Origin of the sequence: Novosphingobium sp. GV079 (genome assembly GCF_003058045.1) — a bacterium.
In the GTDB taxonomy this organism is placed as follows: domain Bacteria; phylum Pseudomonadota; class Alphaproteobacteria; order Sphingomonadales; family Sphingomonadaceae; genus Novosphingobium; species Novosphingobium capsulatum.
This window is the reverse complement of sequence record NZ_QBUE01000003.1, coordinates 262,846-286,667: the sequence shown is the minus strand read 5'-3', so window position 1 is coordinate 286,667 and position 23,822 is coordinate 262,846. Positions and strand designations below refer to the sequence as shown.

The following is a 23,822-nucleotide window of genomic DNA, read 5'->3' as shown; positions in this document are numbered from 1 at the left end:
ACCAACCGGCATCGGCCGGTGAGCGATGGGGGTATTCGTGTACTGGCTGATCCTGCCCTACAGGCGCATGTTCGAGTTTCGCGGGCGCTCGCGACGGCGGGAGTTCTTCTCGCTGGTGCTGTCGGGGATCGCAGTGTTCCTGCTTTTCTTCAGCGTGTTCATGCCGGTGCATCTTTGGGACAAAGCCGCTGCACCGGAAACAAACCGCTGGGATATCGTTGCCATCTCCGGGATGGCGATCCTGGTGCTGGTCTGGGCGTGGGCGCATATGGCGGTGTGTATTCGCCGCTTTCATGACCAGGACCGCACGGGGTGGCTCTACCTGATCAGCTTCGTGCCTTACGTTGGCGGGCTGATCGTTTTCGTGATGATGTTCCTGCCCGGCACGCCCGGGCCCAACCGCTATGGTGCCGATCCCAAGAACCGCGATCTGACCGACGTGTTTGGCTGAAACCGCCAGGAGAACTGCGCATGAATTGGATGCTGTTGCCCTATCGCCGCTATTTCCAGTTCGCTGGCCGATCGCGCCGCAAGGAATACTGGATGTTCACGCTGTTTGGCCTGCTGGTGAACCTGGCGCTGACCATCGTGTTCGGCCGCACCACCTATACCACAATGGGCTGGTATACCGGGGTCAGCACCCAGCTCAACGGCGTGGGTGATGCCTTGTCTGGGCTGTTCGCGCTGTTCAACTTCATCCCCAGCCTGGCGGTGTCGGTGCGGCGCCTGCACGATATCGATCGTTCGGGCTGGTGGTTTCTGTTGATCTTCCTGCCGATCCTGGGCTGGTTCGCGCTGTTGGTGTTCATGTGCCTGGACGGCACGCGCGGCTCCAACCGCTATGGCTCTGACCCCAAGAACCCCTACGAAGCCGACGTTTTCCAGTAATCACAATTCCCTGAGCGCCTGGGCGGGCCGCGTGCGCAACACGCCGAGCGACCCGCCCAGCGCCATGGCCATGACCACGGCCAGCGCGCCACCCAGCACGGCCAGGATCGTGCCCCAGCCGGGCAGCCAGGCAAAATCGAACAGCTGCGTCACCACGGCCCAGGCGCCTGCGGTGCCGAGCCCCAGCGCTACCCCGGCCAGCAGCACGGCCAGCAAGGCCTGTTCGGCCAGCACCAGCACCAGCAACTGGCCCGATCCGGCGCCCAGCACGCGCAGCACCACCGCGTCATAGTGCCGTTGCGCCCGCGCGGCAGCGATGGCGCCGGCCAGCACCGCCATCCCAGCCAGGATCGCCACGCTGGCGGCGGCAAAGATCGCCACGGCCATCTGCCCCAACAGGCTGCGCGCCTGCGCCAGCACCGGGCCCACCTCTATCACCGAGCTGGACGGCAGGGCGCGCACCAGGCCTGACAGGATCGCGCGCGACACGGCCGGATTGCCCTGCGCCTTGCCCAGTTCGATCGTGGCGGCAAGATTATAGGGGGCATCGGCCAAGGCATTGGGGCTGAACACCAGGACATAGTTGAAGCCATAGCTGTCCCAGTCGATCCGCCGGAACGAGGCGACGCGCGCGCTGCGTTCCACCCCCAGCAGCGACACCGTGATGATGTCGCCCAGCTTGAGGTGGATGGCCTGCGCCAGCTTTTCATCCACTGATACCAGCGGTTCGCCGCGATAGCCGGCCGGCCACCAACGCCCGGCGGTCAGGACGTTGCCCTCGGGCAGGGCATCGGCAAAGGTCAGCCCGCGATCACCGCGCAGCGCCCAGGCATCATCGGGAATGCGCACCAGATCGGCAACGCGGATCATGTGATCGGCCGGGCCGAACGCCACGATCGTGCCGCGCATCGCCGGCACGGTGCGGATGCGCGCAGCAGGCGCCGCGCCGCGCACCACGCGTTCAAAAGCGGGCAGGCCGGCGGGCGGCACGTCGAGCACGAAATAGTCGGGCGCCTGTTGCGGCACGCGGGCGGCGATGTTGGCGTCAAGGCTGGTCTGCACCCCGGCGAGCAGCACGAACGCCGCCATGCCAAAGCCCAGCGCGGTGACCAGTGCCCCGGTCTGCGCGCCGGGGCGGTGCAGGTTGGCCAGAGCCATCCGCGCGATCGGGTGGCGCGGACGCGGCAGGCGGGCGGCGAGCCACACCAATGCCCAGCCCAGCGCCGCCAGCAGGGCCAACACGCCGCCCGCCGCCGCCAGGAAACCGGCGGCCAGCCAGGGCTGCTCTGCCCCAGCCACCGCAATGGCGGCAATCGTGGCGAGGCCAATGCCCATGGCGAGCGCGCGGCTACGCCAGCCGTCGCGCGGGGGCACCAGGCGGCCGCGCATCAGCGCCATGGCCGGCACGGCACGGGCGCGCAGCAGCGGCGGGGCGGCAAAGGTGGCGGCAATCAGCGCGCCCTGCAGCGCGGCCAGGGCGAGCGCACCGGGCGCCAGTACCAGGCCGGCGGGGATCGGCAAAAGATCTTTCAGTGCCAAGCCGATCAGCGGGGTGGCCGCCACCCCCAGCGCCAGGCCAAGGCCGATTGCCAGCAGCGTGGCCAGGCCCAGTTGCAGAAGATAGATCCGCGCAATGTCAGCCCCGGTAGCGCCGAGGATCTTGAGCGTGGCGATCGCCCCGCGCCGCGCCTCGAGGTAGGAGGCCACGCCATTGCCGATGCCGATGCCGGCAATCAGCAAGGCGGCCAGCGCCACCAGCGCCAGGAATTGCCCCATGCGCGAAACAAAGCGATCGAGCCCGGGCGAGGCCTTGTCACGCGTGCGCAGTTCCAGCCCGGCATTGGGGAACTGGCGCGTCAGCGCGTCGGCTACGGCCTGCGGCTGGGCGGTGGGCTGCAGGCGCAGGCGGTATTTCCAGCGCACCATGGCGCCGGGCTGAACCAGATCGGTGGCATCCAGCCCGGCGCGGCTGATGATCACCGTGGGGCCCAGGCCAAAACCCTCGCCCAGGCGATCGGGCTCGTCCGCGATCACCCCGCCGATGCGGAATGTGGCCTGGCCGATGTTCAAGGGCTGGCCAGTGGACACGTTCAGCCGCTGCGCCACGCCCGGCGCGATCCAAGCGGTTGTGGCGTCGGGCGCGCCCACCGCGCGGCCATCGGCCAGGGTGAAACGGCCATAGAGCGGCCAGGCGCCGTCCACTGCCTTGAGTTCGATCGGCACGGCAGTGCCATCGCTGTCGGGCACGGTGGCCATGGCCCGCATGCGCGCCCCGATCGAGAGCGTGCCGGCGCGGGCAAAGGCCGCCTGTTCCGGGGCAAAGGCCTGGCGCCCGGCCAGTTCCACTTCCACATCGCCGCCCAGCATCGCCTGGCCGCGTTGATCGAGTTCGCCGCGCACCGCATCGGTCAGTGTGCCGATCGCGGCCAGTGCCGCCACGCCCAGCACCAGGCAGACGACCAGCAGGCGCAAGCCCCGGAATTTCCAGTCCAGCCCACGCCGGGCCAGTGTCCAGGCCGTGCCCCAGCCCAGGCCTCGCTTTTGGGTGTCGCCGGCCAGCGCCGTGGCGGTCATCGGGTTTCATCCGCCACGATGCGGCCATCGGCCAGGCGCAGGATGCGGCCACAGCGCTGGGCCAGCGCTTCATCGTGCGTGACCATCAGCAAGGTTGCCCCGGCCTGGCGCGCGCGATCGAACAGCAGATCGGCCACGGCGGTGCCGGTCGCGGTATCGAGGTTGCCGGTCGGCTCATCGGCAAACAGCAGCACCGGGCGCGGGGCCAGCGCGCGGGCAATCGCCACGCGCTGCTGCTCTCCGCCCGAAAGCTGGCCGGGATAGTGATCGAGCCGGTGGGCCAGGCCCACGGCGGCCAGTTCCGCTTCGGCCCGCTGCATGGCATCGGCCATGCCGGCCAGTTCCATCGGCGTGGCGACATTCTCGCGCGCGGTCATCGTTGGCAGCAGGTGAAACGCCTGGAGCACGATGCCGATGCGCCCACGCCGCGCGGTGGCAAGGCCATCTTCATCGAGCGTGGAAAAATCCGCGCCGGCCACAGACAGTACGCCGCCGCTGGCGCGTTCCAACCCCGCAAGCACGGCCAGCAGGGATGACTTGCCCGAGCCCGATGGCCCCAGCAGGGCCACGGTTTCCCCGGCCATCACAGCAAGGTCCAAACCCTTGAGAATATCGACACGGGCGGCGTCACGGCCAAGGGAAAGGGTGAGTGCGCGGGCGGAAATGAGCGGGGCAGGGCTGGTCACCGCGCGGGAGTGGCATAGACGGCAAGCATCTTGCAACCGGCCATTCCACCAACGACATGGGGGCAGCACCTGTCTTTATGGGAAACCCGATGCGCGCGCCTGTTTATGCTGTTCCGGTTCTTGCTGCCCTGGCTGCGCTGTCGCTGACCGGCTGTTCGCGCGACAAGGCGCCCGATGCGCTGGAAACGCGGGATGCGACGACCGCCGCTGGCGCAGCAGCGCCCGCCCCCGTGCCGGCGGACGCGCCGGTGATCCTGGCATTTGGGGACAGCCTCTATGCCGGATACCAGCTGGACCAGGGGCAAAGCTATCCGGCGCGGTTGCAGGCGGCGCTCAATGCCGCGGGGGTCAAGGCGCGGGTGATCAATGCCGGCGTTTCGGGCGATACCACGGCGGCGGCGCGGCAGCGGCTGGCCTTCACGCTGGACAACCAGCCGCGCAAGCCGGCGCTGGTGATGGTCGGCCTGGGCGGCAACGACATGCTGCGCGGCCTGCCGCCCGCACAGACCCGCGCCAACCTCGATGCGATCCTCGCGGAACTCAAGCGGCGCGGCATTCCCGTGATGCTCACCGGCATGCTCGCCGCGCCCAACATGGGGGCGGATTACGTGGCCGCGTTTAACCCGATTTGGCCGTCTCTGGCGAAAAAGTATGATGCCGCGCTGGTGCCGTTCTTCCTGCAACCGATCATTGCCCGGCCGGCGCTGCAACTGCCCGATCACATGCACCCGAATGCGCAAGGGGTGGATGTGATCGTTACCGCCACCCAGCCAGCCGTGGCCCAGGCCCTGGCCAAGGCCTTGCACCAAAATAACCCGTCACCCCGGGCTTGACCCGGGGTCCCGCTGTTTTCGTGACGCGCCAAGGAAAAGCGGGACCCCGGGTCAAGCCCGAGGTGACGTGGGTATTGCTGGTTGGGATCAATCCCGCACTGCCGCTCCATCGTGGACCTGCCACATCGCCGCTTCACCGGCGATTTCGGCAAAGGGCGCCGCTTCGGTGCCAGTCATCCACACTTGCGCGCCCGAGGCAGCGAGCCGTTCATAGAGCGCGGCGCGGCGCAGCGGATCGAGATGGGCGGCGATTTCATCGAGCAGCAGCAGGCGCGGGCGCGGTCCGGCGGTGAGTTCGGCATGGGCCAGCACGATGGCGATCAGCATCGCCTTCTGCTCTCCGGTGGAACAATCGGCCGCAGGGGCATCCTTGGTGGCCAGGCGCACGGCAAGATCGTCGCGGTGTGGGCCGATCAGCGTGCGCCCGGCCGCGCGATCGCGTCGGCGGCCCTGGCGCAAGGCGCTGCGCAGGGCCTCTTCATCGGCCGGGGTTTCGCTGGCATAGGCCAGCGACGGCCGGGCAAAAGGCTGTTCGGGAACGGTTTCCAGCACGGCGCCAAGATCGGCCACCAGGCTTGCCCGCGCCGCGACGATCGCTGCGCCGGTCTGCGCAAGCTGTGTTTCCAGCGCGTCGAGCCAGGCGGGATCGGGTTCGCGGTCGTCTGCCAGCAGGCGGTTGCGTTCGCGCAGGCCGTTTTCATAGCGGGCGCTGGTCTGGGCATGGCCGGGCAGGCGCGCCAGCACCAGCCGATCGAGGAAACGGCGGCGGTTGCCTGCGCTTTCGGCAAACAGCCGGTCCATCGCCGGGGTCAGCCAGGTGAGCGAGAGCCATTCCGCCAACCGCGCCGCCGGTGCCTGTGCGCCGTTGACCTTGACCAGGCGGCGGCCAGGCGCAGCGGGCTGGGTGTGGGTGCCCAGCACAAGTTCGCCCTCCTCCATCTCGGCCGCTACGGCAAAGCTGCCGTCACCATGGCGCGCGGCCATTTCGGCCGGCTGGGCACGGCGCAGGCCCCGGCCCGGCGCCAGCAGCGACAGCGCTTCGAGCACGTTGGTCTTGCCCGCGCCGTTTTCCCCCACCAGCACGTTGAAGCGCGCCATGCCATCAAGCCGGGTGGCCGCATGGTTGCGAAAATCGCGCAGGGTCAGGCGGGTTAGCGCCATGGGGTTTGCGGGGGGCGCTTGGCTTCCACCACCCCCCGACCCCCTCCTCTGAAGAGGAGGAGGAGAACCGCATCAAAAAGTCCCCTCTTCTTCAGAGGAGGTGGTTGGGGGTGGTGGAAACCTGAAACAACACCTGCAGACATCATCCCTGCCCACGCTCCAGCAACCCGTGCTTTTTCAGGCAGTGGCGCAACTGGTCATAGGTTACGCCCAGCGCCTTGGCGGTCTGCCGCTGGTTATAGCGGTTGCGGCCCAGGTGATGCTCCAGGATGGCGCGTTCGTGGGAATCCACCGCGGCGCGCAGATCCTGGATCGTGTCGAAATCGGCGGGGCTGGCCGCGTGCTGCATCACCGTGGTGCAGGCATCGGTGGTTGCCGGGGCCATCAAGGCGGCGGGTTTCCACGGGCTTTCAAACGGATCGAACTGCACATGCGCAATCGGGCGGTCGGGATCGTCCCAGCGATAGACCGCGCGTTCCACCACGTTGCGCAATTCGCGCACGTTGCCGGGCCAGGCGTGGGTTTCCAACTGCTGCTGCGCGTGGGCAGCAAAGCCCGGCCAGGCATCCCATTGCAGTTCGGCCGCCATGCGTCGGCCGAAATACTCGGCCAGCACGGCCACGTCGCCTTCGCGCACGCGCAGCGGGGGCAGGGTGATCACTTCGAAGCTGAGGCGATCGAGCAGGTCGGGGCGAAAGCGGCCCTGTGCCGCCATCCTGGGCAGATCCTCGTTAGTGGCGGCGACGATGCGCACGTCCACGCGGATCGGCCGGCTGGCGCCGATGCGCGTCACCTCGCCATATTCCACGGCGCGGAGCAGGCGTTCCTGCGCGCCCATCGACAGCGTGCCCAACTCGTCCAGGAACAGCGTGCCTTTGTCCGCCTCTTCAAAGCGGCCGACGCGCGCGCGGGTGGCGCCGGTAAAGGCGCCGGCCTCGTGCCCGAAGAGCTCCGCCTCGATCAGGGTTTCGGGCAGGGCGGCGCAGTTCATCGTCACCAGCGGTTCCTGCCAGCGTGTGGACAGGCGGTGCAGGCGTTCGGCGATCAGTTCCTTGCCGGTGCCGCGTTCACCGATCACCAGCACCGGGCGGCGCATCGGCGCGGCGCGGCTGGCCCGCTCGACCGCGTCGAGAAAGGCGCTGGATTGGCCGATGAACTGAACTTCGCGATCCATGGCCCAACATTTGGCATATTTTCCCAAGTGCGGGCAAGATGCGCCATTCTGCGCGGCGGAGAATTTTCGAAAAACGGCGAAAATCAGCCACTTTTCAAAATTGGCACGGGCCTTGCTGAACACAGGACAACCGCTTTGGAGTAACCCCGATGACCACCGCCCCGTTCTTCTCCACCCGTCTTGGCCGCGCCGCCCTGGTCAGCATTGCCGCGATGCTGGCGATGAATGCAGTGGTCCTGGCCAACCATATGCCGGAACTGCCCGGCCTGGGCCACAGCGTCCACGCCGCGTCGGCTGGCCACACCGGCATCACCCGCTCGGTCGCGGCGATCACCGGGGGCCTGGCATGAATTCCATTCTCGAACCCGTGCCGGCAGGCCCGCAGTCTTCCGGCGGCTCCTCGCGCTTTGACGATGCGCTGCGGGCCGCGCGGATGCGGCCCTCGTCGGGGACCGGCCAAAGTGATACGAACGCCGCAAGGCCTTTTTTCAACGGAGCAAACCTGATGGGCATCTTTTCGCGCACGCGCGATATCATTGCCGCCAATTTCAACGATCTGTTGGACAAGGCCGACGATCCGGCCAAGATGATCCGCATGATCATCCTGGAAATGGAAGAGACGCTGGTCGAGGTGCGTGCCTCGGCCGCGCGGACCATTGCCGACCAGAAGGAAATGCTGCGCCACGTGGCCAAGCTTGACCGCCTGCAGGCCGATTGGGCCGACAAGGCCCAGCTCGCCCTGTCGAAGGACCGCGAGGATCTGGCCCGCGCTGCCCTGATGGAGCGCAAGAAGGCGGCCGACATGGCCGACCAGCTGCGCAGCGAAGTGGCGGTGCTCGATGATTCGATGCGCGCCTATGAACAGGACATCGAAAAGCTGCAGACCCGCCTGCGCGAAGCCCGCAGCCGCCAGACCGCCATCGCCGCCCGCCTGGAAAGCGCCGAAAACCGCGTGCGCCTGCGCGCGTTGATGACCAGCGAGCGCGTGGACGAGGCGCTGTCGCGGTTCGACCAGCTCGAACGCCGCGTCGATTATGCTGAAGGCCGCGCCGATGCGCTGAGCATCGCTGAAAGCGGCACGCCCAGCCTGGCCGACGAGATTGCCGCCCTCGCCGGGCAGGACAAGATCGACGAGGAACTGGCCGCGATGAAGCGCGCCATGGGCAAGGAGGGCTGATCACCATGGGCGATATGGACCTGACGCCGTTCTTTGCCCTGGTAACGCTGTTCGTCGCGCTGCCATGGATCGTGCTGCACTACATGACCAAGTGGAAGACCGCCGCAACCCTGACCAGCGGCGATGAGCAGCTGCTGGAAGAGCTTTATCGCGTCGCGCGCCGCCTGGAAGAGCGGATGGACACGGTGGAGCGCCTGGTTGCCAGCGAAAATCCGCAATTCCGCCCGGCCAGCCTGGCAGCCGAGCGCGCCAACCACCAGGCCGACCTGTCGGAACTCGATCGGCTGATGACGCAAACCAAGGGGACCGTGAAATGAGCGCTGCCCGTACCCGTTTCTATCGTGACAAGGTCAACGGCAAGTTCATGGGCGTGTGCGCCGGGATTGCCGATTACACCGGGGTTGATGTGCTGTGGGTGCGGCTGGCGTTGATCGTCGGCACCTGCTGCGGGCTCGGCTTCCTGCCGATCATCTATCTCGCGCTGGGTTTCCTGGCCGAAAAGAAGCCCGCCGCGCTCTATGCCGATCGGCAGGAGCAGAAGTTCTGGCAGGGCGTGCGCCAATCGCCCGCCCGTTCGGCCCGCGAAGTGCGCGCCTCGTTGCGCGACATCGACCGCCGCCTGGCCGAAGTCGAACACTTCTACGTCTCGAGCAATCCGCGCCTGGCCCAGGAAATCGAAAGCCTGCGCTAAACCACCATTCCATTCCATCCCATCCCGGCACTTCGAAGGGGACTGCTGCCATGGATCACGGAACACTTGCCCTGCTTATCCCGCTTGCCCCGTTCATGATCGCAGGCCTTGCGATCTGGACCCGGCACAGCCGGCGGATGGCGGAAATCCAGGCCAACGCCACGGCCGAAAAGGCCGCCCAATATGCCGTCCAGAACCAGGCGCTGGAAGATCGCGTGCGCGTATTGGAACGCATTGTCACCGATGGTGGCTATGACGTGGCGCTGCAGATCGAGGCCCTGCGCGATGTCAACCGCATCGAAGGCAGCCAGCACGACGGCGCCGCCCGCGCCCCGGTTTCGGGCAAGCTGCAATGACTGCCGCCGGTGCCATCGTCCTGCTGGCCTTTGCTACCCTCGCCACCTTGCTGGTCGGCCTGGTAATGGCGGCGCAGGCCTGGTCGCGCCGGATGGATCAGCGCGAGCGGGAAATCATCGCCACCACCCGCGCCACGGCCGAGCAGGCCGCGCAATACGCCGCCCAGACCGCCCGTCTGGAACAGCGCGTGCGCGTGTTGGAAGGCATGATGCAGGGGCGCGAGGCTTCGGCCATGCCCCAGTTCAACTGATCGCGTTTACCCGCCCTCCCTTTTCCCCCCGCCCGATTTACCCGGTCCAGCCAAGGATTTCCTGCCCGTGAGCTTTGGAGCCACTCTTGTTGCCATCGTCGCGATCCTGGCCTGGGCCAGCCTGCGCCACCGCCGCCACTGCGCCCAACAGGATACCTATCCCATCGCCGATGCGGCGGAAAATGCCGCCCTCGCGCGCGAAGTGGCTGCGCTGCGCAGCCGGGTTGAGGTGCTGGAGCGCATCCTGACCGATCAGCGCGGCTCGACCGACCTTGCCCGCGAAATCGAATCCCTGCGCGATCGTTGAGGCTTGAGGTGGGCTGGTTCCCGCATTAGGCGGCGTGGACAAATTCCGCAGTGCCACGGCTGGAAGCAAAAACCGCCAGTTCAAGGAGGCGAGGAAGCGGAATATCGGGAATATTGCGCGACGAGCCGACGCGGAAATGGCGGTTTTTGGTCCAGCCCCGGAGGGGTTGCCCTGCAAGAGGCCCTGGCAGCGTTGCTCCGCCTTGAAAGAGGCCCACTCTTCCTGCGGCCTCGCGCCTCGCCAGGGCCTCTTGCAGGGCAACCGTGGCATTGCGGAATTTGTCCACGCCGCCTAAGGCCCAGCCTATGCGCACCCTTGCCGACATTCTCGAAGAGTACGAGTTCAGCGATGGCGATGAACGCTATCGCCTGCTGATCGACCTTGGGCGAGAGCTTGAGCCGATGCCCGATGCGCTGAAAACCGATGCCACGCTGGTGCGTGGCTGCTCGGCAGCGGTATGGGTCTATCCCACCGAGGGGGAGGGCGGCGCCCTGCATTTCCTGGCCGATAGCAACGCGGCGATCACTAAGGGCATCATTGCCCTGGTCCTGGCCGCCGTGCAGGACCGGCCCGCTGCCGAGGTGGCAGGCATGGACATTGCCGAGGCGCTGGCGCCGTTCAATCTCAAGAACCAGCTTTCGTCCAACCGCACGCAGGGCCTGCCCAACATGATCGCGCTGGTGCAGGGCCACGCCGCGCGCCTGGCTGCAGCGGGCTGACGGCGGGCATGGTCCGCCGCCATCTCTGGACGGCTGCGGGCCTGTTCTTTGTCGGGCTGGGCACGGTGGGCGCGTTCCTGCCGCTGCTGCCCACGGTGCCGTTCCTGCTGCTGGCAGTGTTCTGCTTTGCGCGCGGCAACCCCGCGTGGGAGCAGCGCCTGCTCGATCATCCCAAGTGGGGCCCGCCCTTGCGGGAATGGCGCACCCGGCGCGCCATCCCCCGCCGCGCCAAGAAGGCCGCGCTCGCCACCATGGCGCTGAGCGTGGGGATAACCGCGTTCACCGCCGGCTGGCCCTGGGTGCTGATCCCGGCAGCGGTCATGGTCTTGAGCGGCACCTGGATCTGGACCCGCGCCGAATAGGACATCGCATGCAGCTTGCCGCCATTCATCGCTATCCGGTCAAGTCCCTGGGGGGAGAGGCGCTGGAGCGCGCCACGATTACCGCGCAGGGCGTGGCGGGTGATCGGCGCTGGATGATCGTCAATCCGCAGGGGCACTTCCTTACCCGCCGCGAACTGCCGGCGATGGCCTTGCTGCGCGCCTTGCCGCAGGCCGATGGCGGCGTGACGCTGCACCATGCGGCTGCGCCATCGGTAAAGGTGGCGATGCCGACCACGGCCGAGCGCCGCGCGGTCAAGGTGTGGGGAGACAGCCTGGCAGCCACCCCCGCTGGCGCCGAGGCCGACGCGTGGCTTTCAGCGCGGCTGGGCCAGCCGGTTCACCTTTTCCACATGGGCGATGACGTGATCCGCCCGGTCGATCCGCGCTATGGTCAGCCGGGTGACGCCGTGGGCTTTGCCGATGGCTTTCCGCTGCTGGTCACCACGCAGGAATCGCTCGATGCGCTCAATGCGCAGTTGCCCGCGCCGATCGCCATGGCGCGCTTTCGCCCCAACCTGGTGATTGCCGGGGCGCCTGCGGCCTTTGCCGAAGAAGGCTGGACCAGCTTGCGCATCGGCGCGCTCACCCTGCGGCTGGTCAAGCCCTGCACGCACTGCGTGATCACCACGCAAGACCCTGACACTGGCGAAAGCCATGACCGCGAGCCGCTGGCCACGCTGCGTCGCATGGGGCGGGTGTGGCAGCGCCAGCCGGTGTTCGGCATGAATGCCATTCCCGATGGCGCCGCCGATCTGGCCGTGGGGGATGTGGTGGAGCTGGGCTGAACGCCCCTCCGTCAGGCCTGCGGCCTGCCACCTCCCCGCCATGCGGGGAGAATCTCTTACTCGACCGCTTCGCGCAGCACGGCGATGCCGGCGGCGCGCTGTTCGCGCAATTCGCGCTTGAGCACTACGGGATCGCGCGCGACGACAAAGCCGAAGCTGACCCCGCCTTCCTTGCCGATCGTGGCATGGTGCAGCTTGTGCGCCTGGACCAGCCGCTTGGCATAGCCGCGCTTGGGCACCCAGCGGAACCAGCGCTGGTGCACCAGGCCATCGTGGATGAAGGTATAGATCAGGCCATAGACCAGCACGCCCATGCCGATCCAGGTGCCCGGCCACCAGGCATGCGCGCCCAGCACCACGGGGCTGCCAACCGCGAACATCGAAATCGAAATGGCCGCGCCGACCACGGCATAGAGATCGTTCTTTTCCAGGAAACCATCGTGCGGTTCGTGGTGATCACGGTGCCACGCCCAGCCAAAGCCGTGCATGATGTATTTGTGGCTGGACCAGGCGACCAGTTCCATGGTGGCAGCAGCGCCCAGCACGATCATGATGGCAAGCAGGATATCCATGGCCAGCGCCCATAGCGCAATGCGCGCGCGGCGGCGATGCGTTTTATCGGGCAGGGCTGGGGGCGTTGGGCAAGTTATCAAGCGCACCCCGCCATCCTTGCTGAAACCCGAACGCGCGGATCGCGTTTGGTTCAGGATCACTTTGCCACACCATGATCATCAAACGGCGCCGGCGCTCAATCGCCAGGCGCCGCTGACAAGCAAGGAGTAAAGCCCATGAAAAAGCTCATTCTCGCCGCGCTGCTTCCGGCCACGGTGGGCCTGGCTGCCCCGGCCCTGGCACAGCCCGCGCCGCCGCCGCCCGGTGGCTGGCACCACGGCCCTGGCCCGGCGATGGGCGGCTGGATGACGCCGCGCCGTGACGCTGCGATCCGCCAGGATATCGGCCAGCTGCGCTTTGCCATCGACCGTGCTGTGCGCAACCGCACCATCTCTCCGCGCGAAGCAGCGCCGTTGCGCCGCCAGGCGATGGTCGTGCAGCGCCAGTACAAGATGTATGCCCGCGATGGCCTGAGCCGCGACGAAGTGCGCTGGCTGGCCAGCCGGGTCAACCAGATCCGCCAGCAGCTGCGGATGGAACGTGCCGACTGGGATCGCGATCGCTGGTGATCGGCGCCAGTCGGGCTCGCCTTGGCACCTCCCGAACCCCGGTTTGGGCCATGCCAGGGCACCGCTAAGACAGAAAATGACGCATGCCCCCGCGTGTTCTTGCCGTTTGGTGCTTGAAATGCGCGGGGGCGATGCTTAACCGCACTGCATGACCAGCACCGGCAAGACGCTCTACGAAAAGATCTGGGATGCCCACGTCGTGGAAAACCGCGAGGATGGCACCAGCCTGATCTATATCGACCGCCATCTCGTTCACGAAGTGACGAGCCCGCAGGCGTTCGAAGCGCTTCGCATGGCCGGGCGCAAGGTGCGCCGCCCCGATCTGACGTTGGCGGTGCCCGATCACAACCTGCCCACCACCGCGCGCCGCGATGCGGCCGGCCATCGCATTCCCATCGCAGATCCCGAAAGCGCCCAGCAACTCGCCGCGCTGGAGCGCAACGCGCCCGAGTTTGGCATCCGCTATATCGGCGATGCCGATGCGGCGCAGGGCATCGTCCACGTCGTCGGGCCAGAGCAGGGCTTTTCGCTGCCCGGCGCCACGATCGTGTGCGGTGACAGCCACACCGCCTGCCATGGTGGCCTTGGGGCCTTGGCATTTGGCATCGGCACGTCGGAAGTGGAGCATGTGCTCGCCACGCAGACCCTGCTGCTCAAGCGCAGCAAGACCATGGAAGTGCGCGTCGAGGGCACGCTCACGCCGGGCGTTTCGGCCAAGGACGTGGTGCTGCACATCACCGGCGTGCTCGGTGCGGCGGGCGGCACTGGCTATGTCATCGAATATACCGGCCAGGTTATCCGTGACCTGTCGATCGAAGGCCGCCTGACGGTCTCGAACATGGCGATCGAGCATGGCGCACGGGCCGGCCTGATCGCGCCCGATGACAAGACCTTCGCCTATGTGAAGGGCCGCCCCTATGCGCCCAAGGGCGCCGATTGGGAAAAGGCCCTGGCCTGGTGGAAGAGCCTGGCGACCGATGCCGGCGCGCAGTATGACAAGGTCGTGGTGATTGATGCGGCCGATATCGCGCCGTCGGTCACCTGGGGCACCAGCCCGGAAGACGTGCTGCCGATCACCGCCACGGTGCCGGCGCCCGAAAGCTTTGCCGATCCGTCGAAGCAGGATGCTGCGCGCAAGTCTTTGGAATACATGGGCCTGGCGCCGGGCACTGCGCTCGACACGGTGGAAATCCAGAACGTCTTCATTGGCAGCTGCACCAACAGCCGGATCGAAGACCTGCGCGCCGCCGCCGCGATCCTCAAGGGCCGCAAGAAAGCCGACAATGTGCGCTGGGCGATCGTCGTGCCCGGATCGGGCCTGGTCAAGGCCATGGCCGAGGACGAAGGGCTGGACGTGATCTTCAAGGACGCGGGCCTTGAATGGCGGGAGCCGGGCTGCTCGGCGTGCCTGGGCATGAACCCCGACAAGGTGCCGGCTGGTGAGCGCTGCGCCTCTACCTCGAACCGCAATTTCGTCGGTCGCCAGGGCCCCGGCGCGCGCACCCACCTGGTCAGCCCGGCCATGGCCGCTGCGGCAGCGGTGACCGGCCGGTTGACGGACGTGCGCGAGCTGGTGTGACCGCACCGGTTTGAACGACTCGCGCAAATCCGCCTTTGCCCCGGTAGTCGATGCGCAGACCCGCGTGCTGGTCTGCGGCAGCCTGCCGGGAGAGGCGTCGCTGGCCGCTGGCCGGTATTACGCGCATCCCAAGAACCAGTTCTGGCGGCTGGTGGGTGGGGTGATCGGGCGCGATCTGGTCACGCTGGATTATCCCGAGCGGCTGGATGTGCTGCGCAGCACGGGCATCGGCCTGTGGGACACCGTCGCCAGCGCCACGCGCCGGGGCAGCCTCGATACCGCGATCAAGGCGGCGCAACTGGCACCGCTGGCACAACTGGCCGCGCGCCTGCCAGCCTTGCGTGCGATTGGCTTCAACGGGGCGACCGCGGCGCGTCATGGCCGTGCGCAAATGGCCGATCTTGCTGAAATTTCATTCATTCAACTGCCGTCAAGCAGCCCGGCCTATTGTGCGGTGACACTCGCGCAAAAGCAGCTGGAATGGAATTCTCTGCGGAAATTCCTCGATTGAGCGTTGCATTGTGCGGCAAGCGGGCCAATTCTTGCAGCCCATAAGAAGGAGGAAGGCGTGTCCAAGAAGGAAAACTGGGCCGGAACGGCTGTCCTGGCAGGAGCGGCGGCCGTCGGGTCTGCGGCACTGGCGGCGGCGCTGCTCTATACCAACCGCCGCAAGGAACGCGCCCAGAAGGTGGCCGACAAGACCCCGCTGGGCGATGCCCCCGAAACCGATTGAGGCCCCAAGACCGAACGACAGCAGGTGGGGCTGATCGTTTCCTGCCTGCACAGGCTATTTCCGCCGTTGCGCAGGGCGCGGCGGCGGCTATAGCGGGGGTATGGAACCGGTAAACCACATCGAAGGCCGCGCCATTCCGTTCGGCCGCAAGAACATCGACACCGACGTGATCATCCCGGCCAAGTGGCTCAAGACGATCAGTCGCGAGGGGCTCGGCCGTGGCGCGTTCGAAACGCTGCGCGCAGACACGGACAACCTGTTCGACAGCGAGACGTTCAAGGGCGCGCCGATCCTGATCGCGGGCGACAACTTTGGCTGTGGTTCCAGCCGCGAACATGCCGCCTGGGCCTTGCTTGACCTGGGCATCAAGGCGGTGATCGCGCCGTCGTTTTCCGATATCTTTTCCGGCAACGCGTTCAAGAACGGCATCCTTACCGTGGTGATGCCGCAGGAACAGGTCGATCGCCTGCTCGAAGTGGCGCAGACCGATCCGATCGCGATCGATCTTGATGCGCAGTCCGTAACCACGCCGTTCCAGGACCGCTTCACGTTCGAGATCGACGCGTTCCGCAAGCACTGCCTGATCAACGGGCTGGACGAGGTGGGCCTGACCCTGGCACGCAGCGACGCGATCGGCGCATTCGAAGGCCAGGTGGCCGAGGCCCGCCCGTTCCTGGCACAGGGCACCGGCGTTCCGGCCTGATCGAAGCCGTCAGCCGACCGGCTCTGTCACCGGCGCCACGTCCACCGATACCGCCACGGTCTGCCCGCCGCCGCCGTGAAACACGCCGTCCATCGGCGCGACATCGGCATAGTCGCGGCCCATCGCGGTAAACACGTGGTCGGTTGAGGCCAGCATCGCGTTGGTGGGATCAAACCCCACCCAGCCCAGCGCGTCCCCACACCACAGCGCGGCCCAGGCGTGAGTCGCATCGGCGCCGACCAGGCGCGGCTGGCCCGGCGGGGGCAGAGTGCGCAGATAGCCGCTGACATAGGCTGCGGGCAGCCCGTGGCCGCGCGCCGCCACGATCATCACGTGGGCAAAATCCTGGCACACCCCATGGCGCGCGCGAAAGGCATCGAGCGGCGGGGTTTCCGCCGTCGTGGCGCTGCCATCATAGGTGAATTCATCGTGGATGGCGTGCATCAGGGCCAGCCCCGCATCCATCACGCTGCGCGCGCCGGCCAGGATCGGGCCGGCCCAGCCCACGATCTCGGGCGAAAGCGGGGTCATCGACGAGGGGTAGATGTAGCTTGCCGGGCCCAGCGCGGAAAGATCGCGATGGGCGGCCGCGCGCGCGCCGATCTCGGCCACGCTGGGTGTCTTGGCCAGCGCCAGTTCGGGATCGGGCGCGCGCACTTCCACGCGGAAGCTGCTTTCCACTTCCAGCGCATCGAGCGGCTCGCGAATGAACAGGCGGCTGCGGTTGACCAGGAACGGCCCGGCTTCTTCCTCCATCGACCACGGCACGGGCGCTACCGCCAGGCGGAAATCGCTGACGGATTGCGTGGGCCAGGGCGCGGGGCGCAGGCGCAGGTTGAAGCGGGCCAGCCGCACGGGCGCGGCATATTCGACGCTGGTCTTGTGGCGAATATCGTAGATCATGCGAGCAAGCTGCTGCTGACGCCGCCGCCAGACTTTTCAAACTGCAGGAAATAGCGGGTGGAAATCGTGTCGGACAGCGTCAGCAGGCGCTGTTCCACCTCGGCCAGCCGCGCCAGGCTCCAGGCCTCTACCGGCAGGCTGGACAGCGGCGCCAGGATCGCGCGCGCTTCCAGCAGCGGGGCTTCGGGCAGGTTGTCTTCGCGCAGCGCCGGGAGCGCCTCGATATGGCTGACCAGGGCCTGCGCCTGAAACGCCAGGGAGCGCGGGTTGGTGGGATCGAGCAGCAGCAGATCGAGCACCGGCGCCGTGCTGGGCGCGGCAAGATAGCGCGCGCGATAGGTAATCTGGCTGTCCGACAGATCGAGTAGCACGCCCAGCGCCTCTGGCGTGTCGATCCGGGCTGACAGCGCGCGCAGCGTCTGGCACAGCGCCACAGCGCGTTCCAGGCGGCGGCCCATGTCGAGGAAATGGCGCGAGGGGCCAAGCGTGAAGTTTTCCGCCAGCAGGCCCGACAGCGCCGAAAGCCGCTCGATCAACTCGCGCGCGGTGCGCAGCAACGCGCCGGCGCGATGGCCGTCCACCGGCGGCAGGGGGCGGCTGGCAATGCGCCAGAAATCGGTGGTGAAGCGATCGCGCAGGGTGAGGGCCGTGGCACGGATCGCGGCAAACAACGCGCCGACAGAGCCGTTCATCGCCGTGTCTGACAGCGCCGCGGCGCAGGCCTGGGGCATCGGCAAATCGGCCTCTTCGCGCGAGAGGGCGCCCCAGGTTACCATCAGATCAACCAGCCGCGCGATCACCTCGGGGCTGTGGCCGGCGGCGGCATCCACCTCGATCGAATTGCCCAGCACCGCGCGGATGATCCGCACCGTGGCTTCGGCGCGCTCGACATAGCGGCCGAACCAGAACAGGTTGTCGGCCGCCTGGCTTGCCAGGATGCCGCCACCGCGCCGCACCGGGGGCGGCGCGCCCAGCACCGAGGGCGTGGCGTTGACGGCAGCGGCATCGGCCTTGGTATCCACCACGCAGACATCGGCGGAAATATCGCCTTCGCCCATCATCGTGTTGACCATTTCGCCCGAGGAGGAGAGCCGGGCAAAGCCGCCGGGCATCACTGTCCACTCGCCCGCCGCATTGCGCGCCACGAACGCGCGGACGGTAAAGGCGCGCGGCACGAATGCCTCGCCGATTAGCGCCGGCGTGGTCGACAGGGTGACGATTTCCTGGCCGCAATAGTCCACCGGCCGGCGTGCCATGGCCGCCAGCAGGGCGCCGCGCTGCGCCTTGTCGAGGCTGCGCCCGGCTACGGCGCGGCCATGGGGCAGGCCTTCCACCCCGGCGCCGAACGCGGGGGTGATCATCAACTGGTCGAGGCGCGCGGCCACGTCCTGCGCCTCGCGCGGCTGGCCGCACCACCAGGTGGCGACATTGGGCAGGATCGGCGCTTCACCCAGCAGCACCGAGAACAGGCGCGGCATGAACGCGGCAAAGGCCGGTGCTTCCAGCACTTCGGCGCCGGGCCAATTGGCCAGCGTCAACCCGCCGCGGTCCAGCGCCTCGAACAGGTCGGGCACGCCGATCTCGGATCGCGCATCAAAGCGCAGCGGATCGAGCGCATTGGTATCGATCCAGCGCCACACCGCATCCACCCGCTTGGGCCCGGCGATGGTGCGCACATAGACGCGATCGTCGCTTACCGTCAGATCGCGCCCTTCCACCAGTGGAAAGCCGAGGTAGCGTGCCAGGTGTGCCTGTTCGGGATAGGACTGGTTGAAGCGGCCGGGGGTGAGCAGGGCGATGCGCGGGTTTTCGCGCTGGCATTCGCGGGCAATGCCGCCGCGCAGATCGGAAAAGAACTGCGCCAGGCGGCGCGCGCGCATGTCGGTGAGCAGCCCGCCGGTGACGCGCGAGAGCGCCAGGCGGTTTTCCAGGGCATAGCCGATGCCGTTGGCCAGCCGCAGCCGATCGCCCAGCACGCGCCACTGCCCGCGCGGCCCGCGCGCCAGATCGACCGCATAGACATGGATATGCGGCCCGCTGCGCGGCGCCACGCCCACCATCGAGCGTGCGAAATAGCGGCTGCCAGCAATCAGTGCAGCGGGCAGGTGGCCATCGGCGACCAGGCGCCCTTCGCCATAGATATCATCGACCACTGCTTCGAGCAGGCGCGCACGCTGCACCAGGCCGCGCTCCACCTCGGCCCATTCCTGCGCGCCGACGATCAGCGGCATGGGCGAAAGCGGCCAGTCGCGCTCGTCATCCTCACCCGTCAGGCGGAACGACATGCCCAGGTCCAGGATTTGGCGGCCGACCAGTTCCTGCACGGCCACGCCAGCCTCTTCGCGCAGCGCCAGCAGGCTTTGCGCCGCGCGTTGCCAGGTCTGCGCCACATCGGGGGCGGCATCGCGATAGAGATCGCCCGCCCCCACATCCACCGGATAGGCGGCCAGGCCCGGCGCCGCGCCGGGATCAGGTTTGGCCGCCAAGGTCTGGGCTGCCATGGGGTTCAGGCCAGCCCGGCGGGGCGGCGCAGATCGAGCGTCATGGGAAATTCCCCGGGCATTTCCGCCGGCGGCACGGGCAGGTGGCCAGGCGAATGGCCATGATCCTGGAACCGCGCCTGGCGCCGCGCCTGGGCTTCATAGCCGTTGACCGGTACGGAATCGTAATTGCGCCCGCCCGGATGCGCCACATGATAGACGCAGCCACCCAGCGAACGCTGGTTCCAGCTATCGAAGATATCGAAAGTCAGCGGGGCATGGGGCGCCAGCATGGGATGCAGGCAGTTGGCCGGCAGCCAGGCCTTGTAGCGCACGCCGCCCACGGCCTCTCCCGGCGTGCCGGTAAAGTTGAGCGGCACGCGGCGCCCGTTGCAGGTGATGACATGGCGCCCCGGCACCAGGCCGCTGGCGCGCACCTGCAACCGCTCGGTCGAGCTGTCGACATAGCGCACAGTGCCGCCGATCGCGCCGGTTTCGCCCAGCACGTTCCACGGCTCCAGCGCGTGGCTCACTTCCAGGTGCACGCCCCCGCCTTCCACTTCGCCGTGCACGGGAAAGCGGAACTGACGCTGCGCCTCGAACCACACGGGATCGAAATCATAGCCCGCGCCGCGCAGATCAGCCAGCACATCGAGGAAATCGGCCCAGACGAAATGCGGCAGCATGAACTTGTCATGCAACTGCGTGCCCCAGCGTACCAGCGGGCCATCGACCGGCTGGCGCCAGAACCAGGCGCATAGCGCGCGCAGCAGCAGTTGCTGGGCCAGCGACATGCGCGCGTCTGGCGGCATCTCGAACCCGCGAAATTCCACCAGGCCGAGCCGCCCGGTGGGGCCATCGGGCGAAAACAGCTTGTCGATGCAGATTTCGGTGCGGTGGGTGTTGCCCGTCACGTCGACCAGCAGGTTGCGGAACAGGCGATCGACCACCCAGGCCAGCGGCTGTGGCTGATCGGGGCCGGGCACCTGGGCCAGCGCGATTTCCAGTTCATAGAGCCCGTCGTGCCGTGCCTCGTCGATGCGCGGCGCCTGGCAGGTGGGGCCGATGAACATGCCCGAAAACAGATAGCTGAGGCTGGGATGCCGCTGCCAATAGATCACGAACGACTTGAGCAGGTCGGGCCGGCGGATGAACGGACTGTCGAGCAGCGTGGGGCCACCCAGCACGATGTGATTGCCCCCGCCGGTGCCGATGGCGCGTCCGTCGACCATGAACTTGTCGGCTGTCAGCCCCACCTCGCGTGCGCAGTGATAGAGCGTTTCGGTGATCTCTACCGATTCGGCCCAGGAGGCGGCGGGCTGGATATTCACCTCGATCACGCCGGGATCGGGCGTGACCTTGAGCACCATCAGGCGCGGATCGGGTGGCGGGGGATAGCCTTCGATGCGTACCGGCAGGCGCGTTTCCTCGGCCACCGCCTCCACGCTGGCGATCAGGTCGAGATAGTCTTCCAGCGTTTCGACCGGCGGGATGAACACGCAGAGGTGATCGCCCTTGGGCTCTACCGAGATAGCCGTGCGCACCGCGCCTTCGATGGCGATGGTCTGTTCCACGCGGGTCTGCCGGCCCGGGCTGGCGCTGTGCAGGTCATGGCCCTGGGCGCGCGCCTCGCGGCTGCGGTCTTCGTGCGACATGGCGTCTGGCGTTGCGGCGTCGCGGGTTTGCACCGCCCGCTCGATCGCCTGGGCGCGGAAATCGGCCAGGGGTTCGCGCGGCTCGGCCGTGTCGCGCGGGTGGATATAGGGATAAGCGGCCGGCGGCACGTGGGGCAGCGAATTGAGCGGCAGGCGATAGCCCAGCGCGCTGTCGCCGGGCACGGCAAACAGGGCGCCGCGGCGCAGCTTCCACTTTTCCGAATACCACTGCCGCAGCCCATGGGCGCGGCGCGCTTGCCATGGCTGCTGGCGCTGGATCGGCAGGACATGGCCAACCGGCTTGGTCAAGCCGCGCTGGAACGTGCGGACAAAGCGCTGGCGCACTTCGGGATCGTCCAGCTTGGGATCGGTGGGCTCGGTATTTTCGGGCAGTTCGGCCTCGCGCACGATCCATTCCAGCGCGTCTTCATAAACCGGGGCGACGTTTTCGGGCGCCACGCCAAGCACAGTCGCGGTTTCGCGCAGGAATAGCGCGGCGTCATCGGCGTCAACTGTGGCGATGGCATCGGGCGTCGGCCGGTCGGGCGCGATCAGGTTCTCGTCGCGCCAGATCGGCACGCCATCCTTGCGCCAATAGATCGAATAGCCCCAGCGCGGCAGGCTTTCCCCCGGATACCACTTGCCCTGGCCATGGTGCAGCAGCGATCCCGGCGCGAAATGGCCGCGCAGCTTGCGGATCAGCTGGTCGGCATACCACGCCTTGGTCGGCCCCACCGCGCTGCTGTTCCATTCCGGTGCCTCGAAATCGCCGTCGGCCACGAAGGTTGGCTCGCCGCCGATGGTCAGGCGCACGTCTTGCGCGGCGAGATCGGCATCGACCTGCTGGCCGAGCGCGTCGAGCGCGTCCCAGCGCGCCTCGGTGAACGGCTTGGTGATGCGCACCGCCTCGGCCAGGCGGGAAACCTCCATCTCGAAATGGAAATCGGAATGAACCGGCTCCAGCACCACGCCCTCGATCGGGGCGGCTGTGCGATAATGCGGCGTGGCGCACAGCGGAATGTGCCCTTCGCCGGCAAACAGACCCCAGGTGGCATCCAGCCCGATCCAGCCGGCGCCGGGCAGATAGACTTCGGTCCAGGCGTGGAGATCGCACACGTCCTGCGGCACGCCAGCCGGGCCATCCACCGCCGCGACATCGGGCGTCAGCTGGATCGAATAGCCCGAGACAAAGCGCGCGGCAAAGCCCAGGCGGCGCAGCAGCTGCACCAGCAGCCAGGCGGAATCGCGGCACGATCCAGTGCCCACGTCCAGGGTTTCTTCCGGCGCCTGCACCCCCGGTTCCATGCGGATGACATAGCCGATGCGCTGGTTCACCGCCTGGTTGATCGCCACCAGGAAGTCGATGGTGCGGCCCTCGTACCCGGTGAACTGGGTGAGGATTTCCTCGAACAGCGGGCCCTGCGCCTCGATCTCGCGGTAGGCGGCCAGGTCTGTCTGCAATTCCTCTGCATAGGCAAAGGGATAGGTTTCTGCATAGTCTTCAACAAAGAAGTCGAACGGATTGATCACGACAAGATCGGCCAAAAGATCGACGGCAATCTCGAAATGATCGATCGGATCGGGAAAAACGATCCGGGCCAGCCAGTTGCCGTAGGGGTCTTGCTGCCAGTTGATGAAGTGATTGGCCGGGCTGATCTTCAAGGAGTAATTGGGCACTGCGGTGCGGCTATGCGCCGCGGGCCGCAATCGGATCACCTGCGGCCCCAATCGAACCGGCTTGGCATAGGAATAGCGCGTGAGGTGATGGAGGCCCGCCTTGATCATGGCTGTGGAGGTTGCCCCAATTCATGCTGCGCTGCAACGCACAATCGAACGGCGCGCGTAGCCTCGCACCACCCCCAGCCCCTCCTCTTCAGAGGAGGGGGGCGGGGGGTGGTGGAAGCTGCTCACCGAGGTCAGCCTTCTTGCCCCCACCATAGGCCGGGATCGCCAGTTTCCAGCGGATCGCCGCAGCGCGCAGGGCAAAGCCGGCCAGCGCCGATACCGCCCAGACCCAGCCCTTGGGCAGATGCAGCGCCTGCCCCGCCGAACACAGCGCGGCGGCGAGCGCGGCGGCGGTGACATAGAGTTCGGGGCGCATGATGATCGATGGGCGCCCGGCCACGCAATCGCGGATCACGCCGCCCACGCAGCCGGTGATCACCCCCATCATGAAGGCCGGCACCGGCGGAATGCCATAGGCCAGCGCCTTGGTCGTGCCCAGCACGGCATAGGCGCCCAGTCCCACCGCATCGGCCCATTCCAGCGCGGCGCCGCGCCACCAGCGGTGCGGGGTGAGCCAGCACAATACCGCCATGCCCAGGCACACCAGCGCCACCCAGCGATCGTGCACCCAGAATACCGGCGCACCGATCAGCAGATCGCGCACCGAACCGCCGCCCACCCCGGTGATCACCGCGAAAAAGCACATGGTCACCAGGGTCTGCCGCATGCGCGCGGCCACCAGTGCGCCCGAAAGCGCAAACACCGCGATCCCCGCCAAGTCGGCAAAGCCGATCACGGCGGGCAGGGCGGGGGCCACCGCATGGGGCAGCGAGGCGGGCAGGGGTGGAACCAGGGGCATGGCACCACCCTTGCCTTGG

Annotated in this window: 27 protein-coding genes; 18 read left to right on the top strand and 9 right to left on the bottom strand. The window is 67.4% G+C overall.

The features are described from left to right. Positions 1-25 precede the first annotated feature (25 nt). Together C8K14_RS05150 and C8K14_RS05145 are read left to right on the top strand one after the other, a co-directional pair. Positions 26-451 (top strand): DUF805 domain-containing protein, encoded by a 426-nt coding sequence (locus C8K14_RS05150; protein ID WP_054130640.1) that lies wholly within the window; start codon positions 26-28, stop codon positions 449-451. A 20-nt stretch (positions 452-471) separates the two neighbouring features. Continuing rightward, on the top strand, positions 472-888 hold the full coding sequence (locus C8K14_RS05145; protein WP_022677905.1) for a DUF805 domain-containing protein: 417 nt from the start codon (positions 472-474) through the stop codon (positions 886-888). Here C8K14_RS05145 and C8K14_RS05140 read toward each other — a convergent pair whose 3' ends face one another. Together C8K14_RS05140 and C8K14_RS05135 are read right to left on the bottom strand one after the other, a co-directional pair. After that, positions 889-3,462 (bottom strand): ABC transporter permease, encoded by a 2,574-nt coding sequence (locus C8K14_RS05140; protein WP_107715913.1) that lies wholly within the window; start codon positions 3,460-3,462, stop codon positions 889-891. It abuts the gene before it with no gap. After that, the gene (locus C8K14_RS05135) at positions 3,459-4,148 is read right to left on the bottom strand and encodes an ABC transporter ATP-binding protein (protein WP_107715912.1); all 690 of its coding nucleotides are present in this window, start codon (positions 4,146-4,148) and stop codon (positions 3,459-3,461) included. The genes C8K14_RS05140 and C8K14_RS05135 overlap by 4 nt, the downstream gene beginning before the upstream one ends. A gap of 89 nt (positions 4,149-4,237) precedes the next feature. On the opposite strand from C8K14_RS05135, the gene C8K14_RS05130 reads away from it, so the two are divergent. Then, positions 4,238-4,981: an arylesterase gene (locus tag C8K14_RS05130; protein ID WP_107716019.1), complete on the top strand. Its 744-nt coding sequence runs from the start codon at positions 4,238-4,240 to the stop codon at positions 4,979-4,981. A gap of 87 nt (positions 4,982-5,068) precedes the next feature. Here C8K14_RS05130 and recF read toward each other — a convergent pair whose 3' ends face one another. After that, positions 5,069-6,142: a DNA replication/repair protein RecF gene (gene recF, locus C8K14_RS05125; protein ID WP_107715911.1), complete on the bottom strand. Its 1,074-nt coding sequence runs from the start codon at positions 6,140-6,142 to the stop codon at positions 5,069-5,071. A 142-nt stretch (positions 6,143-6,284) separates the two neighbouring features. Further along, positions 6,285-7,316 carry a phage shock protein operon transcriptional activator gene (gene pspF, locus C8K14_RS05120; protein ID WP_107715910.1) on the bottom strand — a complete coding sequence of 344 codons (1,032 nt, stop codon included), beginning with the start codon at positions 7,314-7,316 and terminating at the stop codon, positions 6,285-6,287. Between the two features lie 149 nt (positions 7,317-7,465). Here pspF and C8K14_RS05115 point away from each other — a divergent pair, with 149 nt between their 5' ends. From C8K14_RS05115 to C8K14_RS05070, 10 genes are all read left to right on the top strand, one after another. Next, positions 7,466-7,666 carry a hypothetical protein gene (locus C8K14_RS05115; RefSeq protein ID WP_022677116.1) on the top strand — a complete coding sequence of 67 codons (201 nt, stop codon included), beginning with the start codon at positions 7,466-7,468 and terminating at the stop codon, positions 7,664-7,666. Positions 7,667-7,749: 83 nt separating this feature from the next. Beyond that, positions 7,750-8,493, top strand: a complete 744-nt coding sequence (gene pspA, locus C8K14_RS05110; protein ID WP_231627549.1) for a phage shock protein PspA — start codon at positions 7,750-7,752, stop codon at positions 8,491-8,493. Positions 8,494-8,498: 5 nt separating this feature from the next. Continuing rightward, entirely contained in the window at positions 8,499-8,810 is a 312-nt protein-coding gene (gene pspB / locus C8K14_RS05105) for an envelope stress response membrane protein PspB (RefSeq protein WP_022677114.1), read from the top strand. Then, positions 8,807-9,184, top strand: coding sequence for an envelope stress response membrane protein PspC (gene pspC, locus C8K14_RS05100; protein WP_062786270.1), 378 nt, complete (start codon positions 8,807-8,809; stop codon positions 9,182-9,184). Before pspB ends, pspC begins: the two co-directional genes overlap by 4 nt. Positions 9,185-9,234: 50 nt before the next feature. Then, positions 9,235-9,540, top strand: a complete 306-nt coding sequence (locus C8K14_RS05095) for a hypothetical protein (protein WP_022677112.1) — start codon at positions 9,235-9,237, stop codon at positions 9,538-9,540. Then, a complete protein-coding gene (locus tag C8K14_RS05090) occupies positions 9,537-9,791 on the top strand; it encodes a hypothetical protein (RefSeq protein WP_022677111.1) in 255 nt (84 codons plus the stop codon). Before C8K14_RS05095 ends, C8K14_RS05090 begins: the two co-directional genes overlap by 4 nt. Before the next feature lie 67 nt (positions 9,792-9,858). After that, positions 9,859-10,098, top strand: a complete 240-nt coding sequence (locus tag C8K14_RS05085) for a hypothetical protein (protein WP_022677110.1) — start codon at positions 9,859-9,861, stop codon at positions 10,096-10,098. A gap of 305 nt (positions 10,099-10,403) precedes the next feature. Further along, positions 10,404-10,817 (top strand): SufE family protein, encoded by a 414-nt coding sequence (locus C8K14_RS05080; RefSeq protein ID WP_022677109.1) that lies wholly within the window; start codon positions 10,404-10,406, stop codon positions 10,815-10,817. Between the two features lie 8 nt (positions 10,818-10,825). After that, positions 10,826-11,179 carry a YbaN family protein gene (locus C8K14_RS05075; protein ID WP_107715909.1) on the top strand — a complete coding sequence of 118 codons (354 nt, stop codon included), beginning with the start codon at positions 10,826-10,828 and terminating at the stop codon, positions 11,177-11,179. An 8-nt stretch (positions 11,180-11,187) separates the two neighbouring features. Further along, on the top strand, positions 11,188-11,985 hold the full coding sequence (locus tag C8K14_RS05070; protein WP_107715908.1) for an MOSC domain-containing protein: 798 nt from the start codon (positions 11,188-11,190) through the stop codon (positions 11,983-11,985). A gap of 56 nt (positions 11,986-12,041) precedes the next feature. Here the strand turns inward: C8K14_RS05070 and C8K14_RS05065 are convergent, their stop codons facing one another. Then, positions 12,042-12,557, bottom strand: coding sequence for a sterol desaturase family protein (locus C8K14_RS05065; protein WP_054130629.1), 516 nt, complete (start codon positions 12,555-12,557; stop codon positions 12,042-12,044). 216 nt (positions 12,558-12,773) lie between these two features. Between C8K14_RS05065 and C8K14_RS05060 the strand changes: the two genes are divergently transcribed. The 5 genes from C8K14_RS05060 (at position 12,774) to leuD (ending at position 16,181) form a co-directional block, all read left to right on the top strand. Then, positions 12,774-13,166 (top strand): hypothetical protein, encoded by a 393-nt coding sequence (locus C8K14_RS05060; RefSeq protein ID WP_062786276.1) that lies wholly within the window; start codon positions 12,774-12,776, stop codon positions 13,164-13,166. A gap of 148 nt (positions 13,167-13,314) precedes the next feature. Then, complete coding sequence (leuC, locus tag C8K14_RS05055; RefSeq protein WP_107715907.1) at positions 13,315-14,745, top strand: 3-isopropylmalate dehydratase large subunit; 1,431 nt, start codon at positions 13,315-13,317, stop codon at positions 14,743-14,745. A 10-nt stretch (positions 14,746-14,755) separates the two neighbouring features. Next, positions 14,756-15,256 (top strand): DNA-deoxyinosine glycosylase, encoded by a 501-nt coding sequence (locus C8K14_RS05050; RefSeq protein ID WP_022677103.1) that lies wholly within the window; start codon positions 14,756-14,758, stop codon positions 15,254-15,256. A gap of 57 nt (positions 15,257-15,313) precedes the next feature. Next, positions 15,314-15,478 (top strand): hypothetical protein, encoded by a 165-nt coding sequence (locus C8K14_RS05045; RefSeq protein WP_022677102.1) that lies wholly within the window; start codon positions 15,314-15,316, stop codon positions 15,476-15,478. Positions 15,479-15,578: 100 nt separating this feature from the next. Continuing rightward, positions 15,579-16,181, top strand: coding sequence for a 3-isopropylmalate dehydratase small subunit (gene leuD, locus C8K14_RS05040; protein WP_107715906.1), 603 nt, complete (start codon positions 15,579-15,581; stop codon positions 16,179-16,181). Between the two features lie 9 nt (positions 16,182-16,190). Here leuD and C8K14_RS05035 read toward each other — a convergent pair whose 3' ends face one another. The 4 genes from C8K14_RS05035 to C8K14_RS05020 all read right to left on the bottom strand — a co-directional run bounded on the left by C8K14_RS05035 (position 16,191) and on the right by C8K14_RS05020 (position 23,803). After that, a complete protein-coding gene (locus C8K14_RS05035) occupies positions 16,191-17,084 on the bottom strand; it encodes a transglutaminase family protein (RefSeq protein WP_107715905.1) in 894 nt (297 codons plus the stop codon). Continuing rightward, a complete protein-coding gene (locus C8K14_RS05030) occupies positions 17,081-19,585 on the bottom strand; it encodes a circularly permuted type 2 ATP-grasp protein (RefSeq protein ID WP_107715904.1) in 2,505 nt (834 codons plus the stop codon). Before C8K14_RS05030 ends, C8K14_RS05035 begins: the two co-directional genes overlap by 4 nt. 5 nt (positions 19,586-19,590) lie before the next feature. Continuing rightward, positions 19,591-23,004: a DUF2126 domain-containing protein gene (locus tag C8K14_RS05025; protein WP_107715903.1), complete on the bottom strand. Its 3,414-nt coding sequence runs from the start codon at positions 23,002-23,004 to the stop codon at positions 19,591-19,593. A gap of 88 nt (positions 23,005-23,092) precedes the next feature. Next, positions 23,093-23,803, bottom strand: coding sequence for a trimeric intracellular cation channel family protein (locus C8K14_RS05020; RefSeq protein WP_107715902.1), 711 nt, complete (start codon positions 23,801-23,803; stop codon positions 23,093-23,095). Positions 23,804-23,822 lie beyond the last annotated feature (19 nt).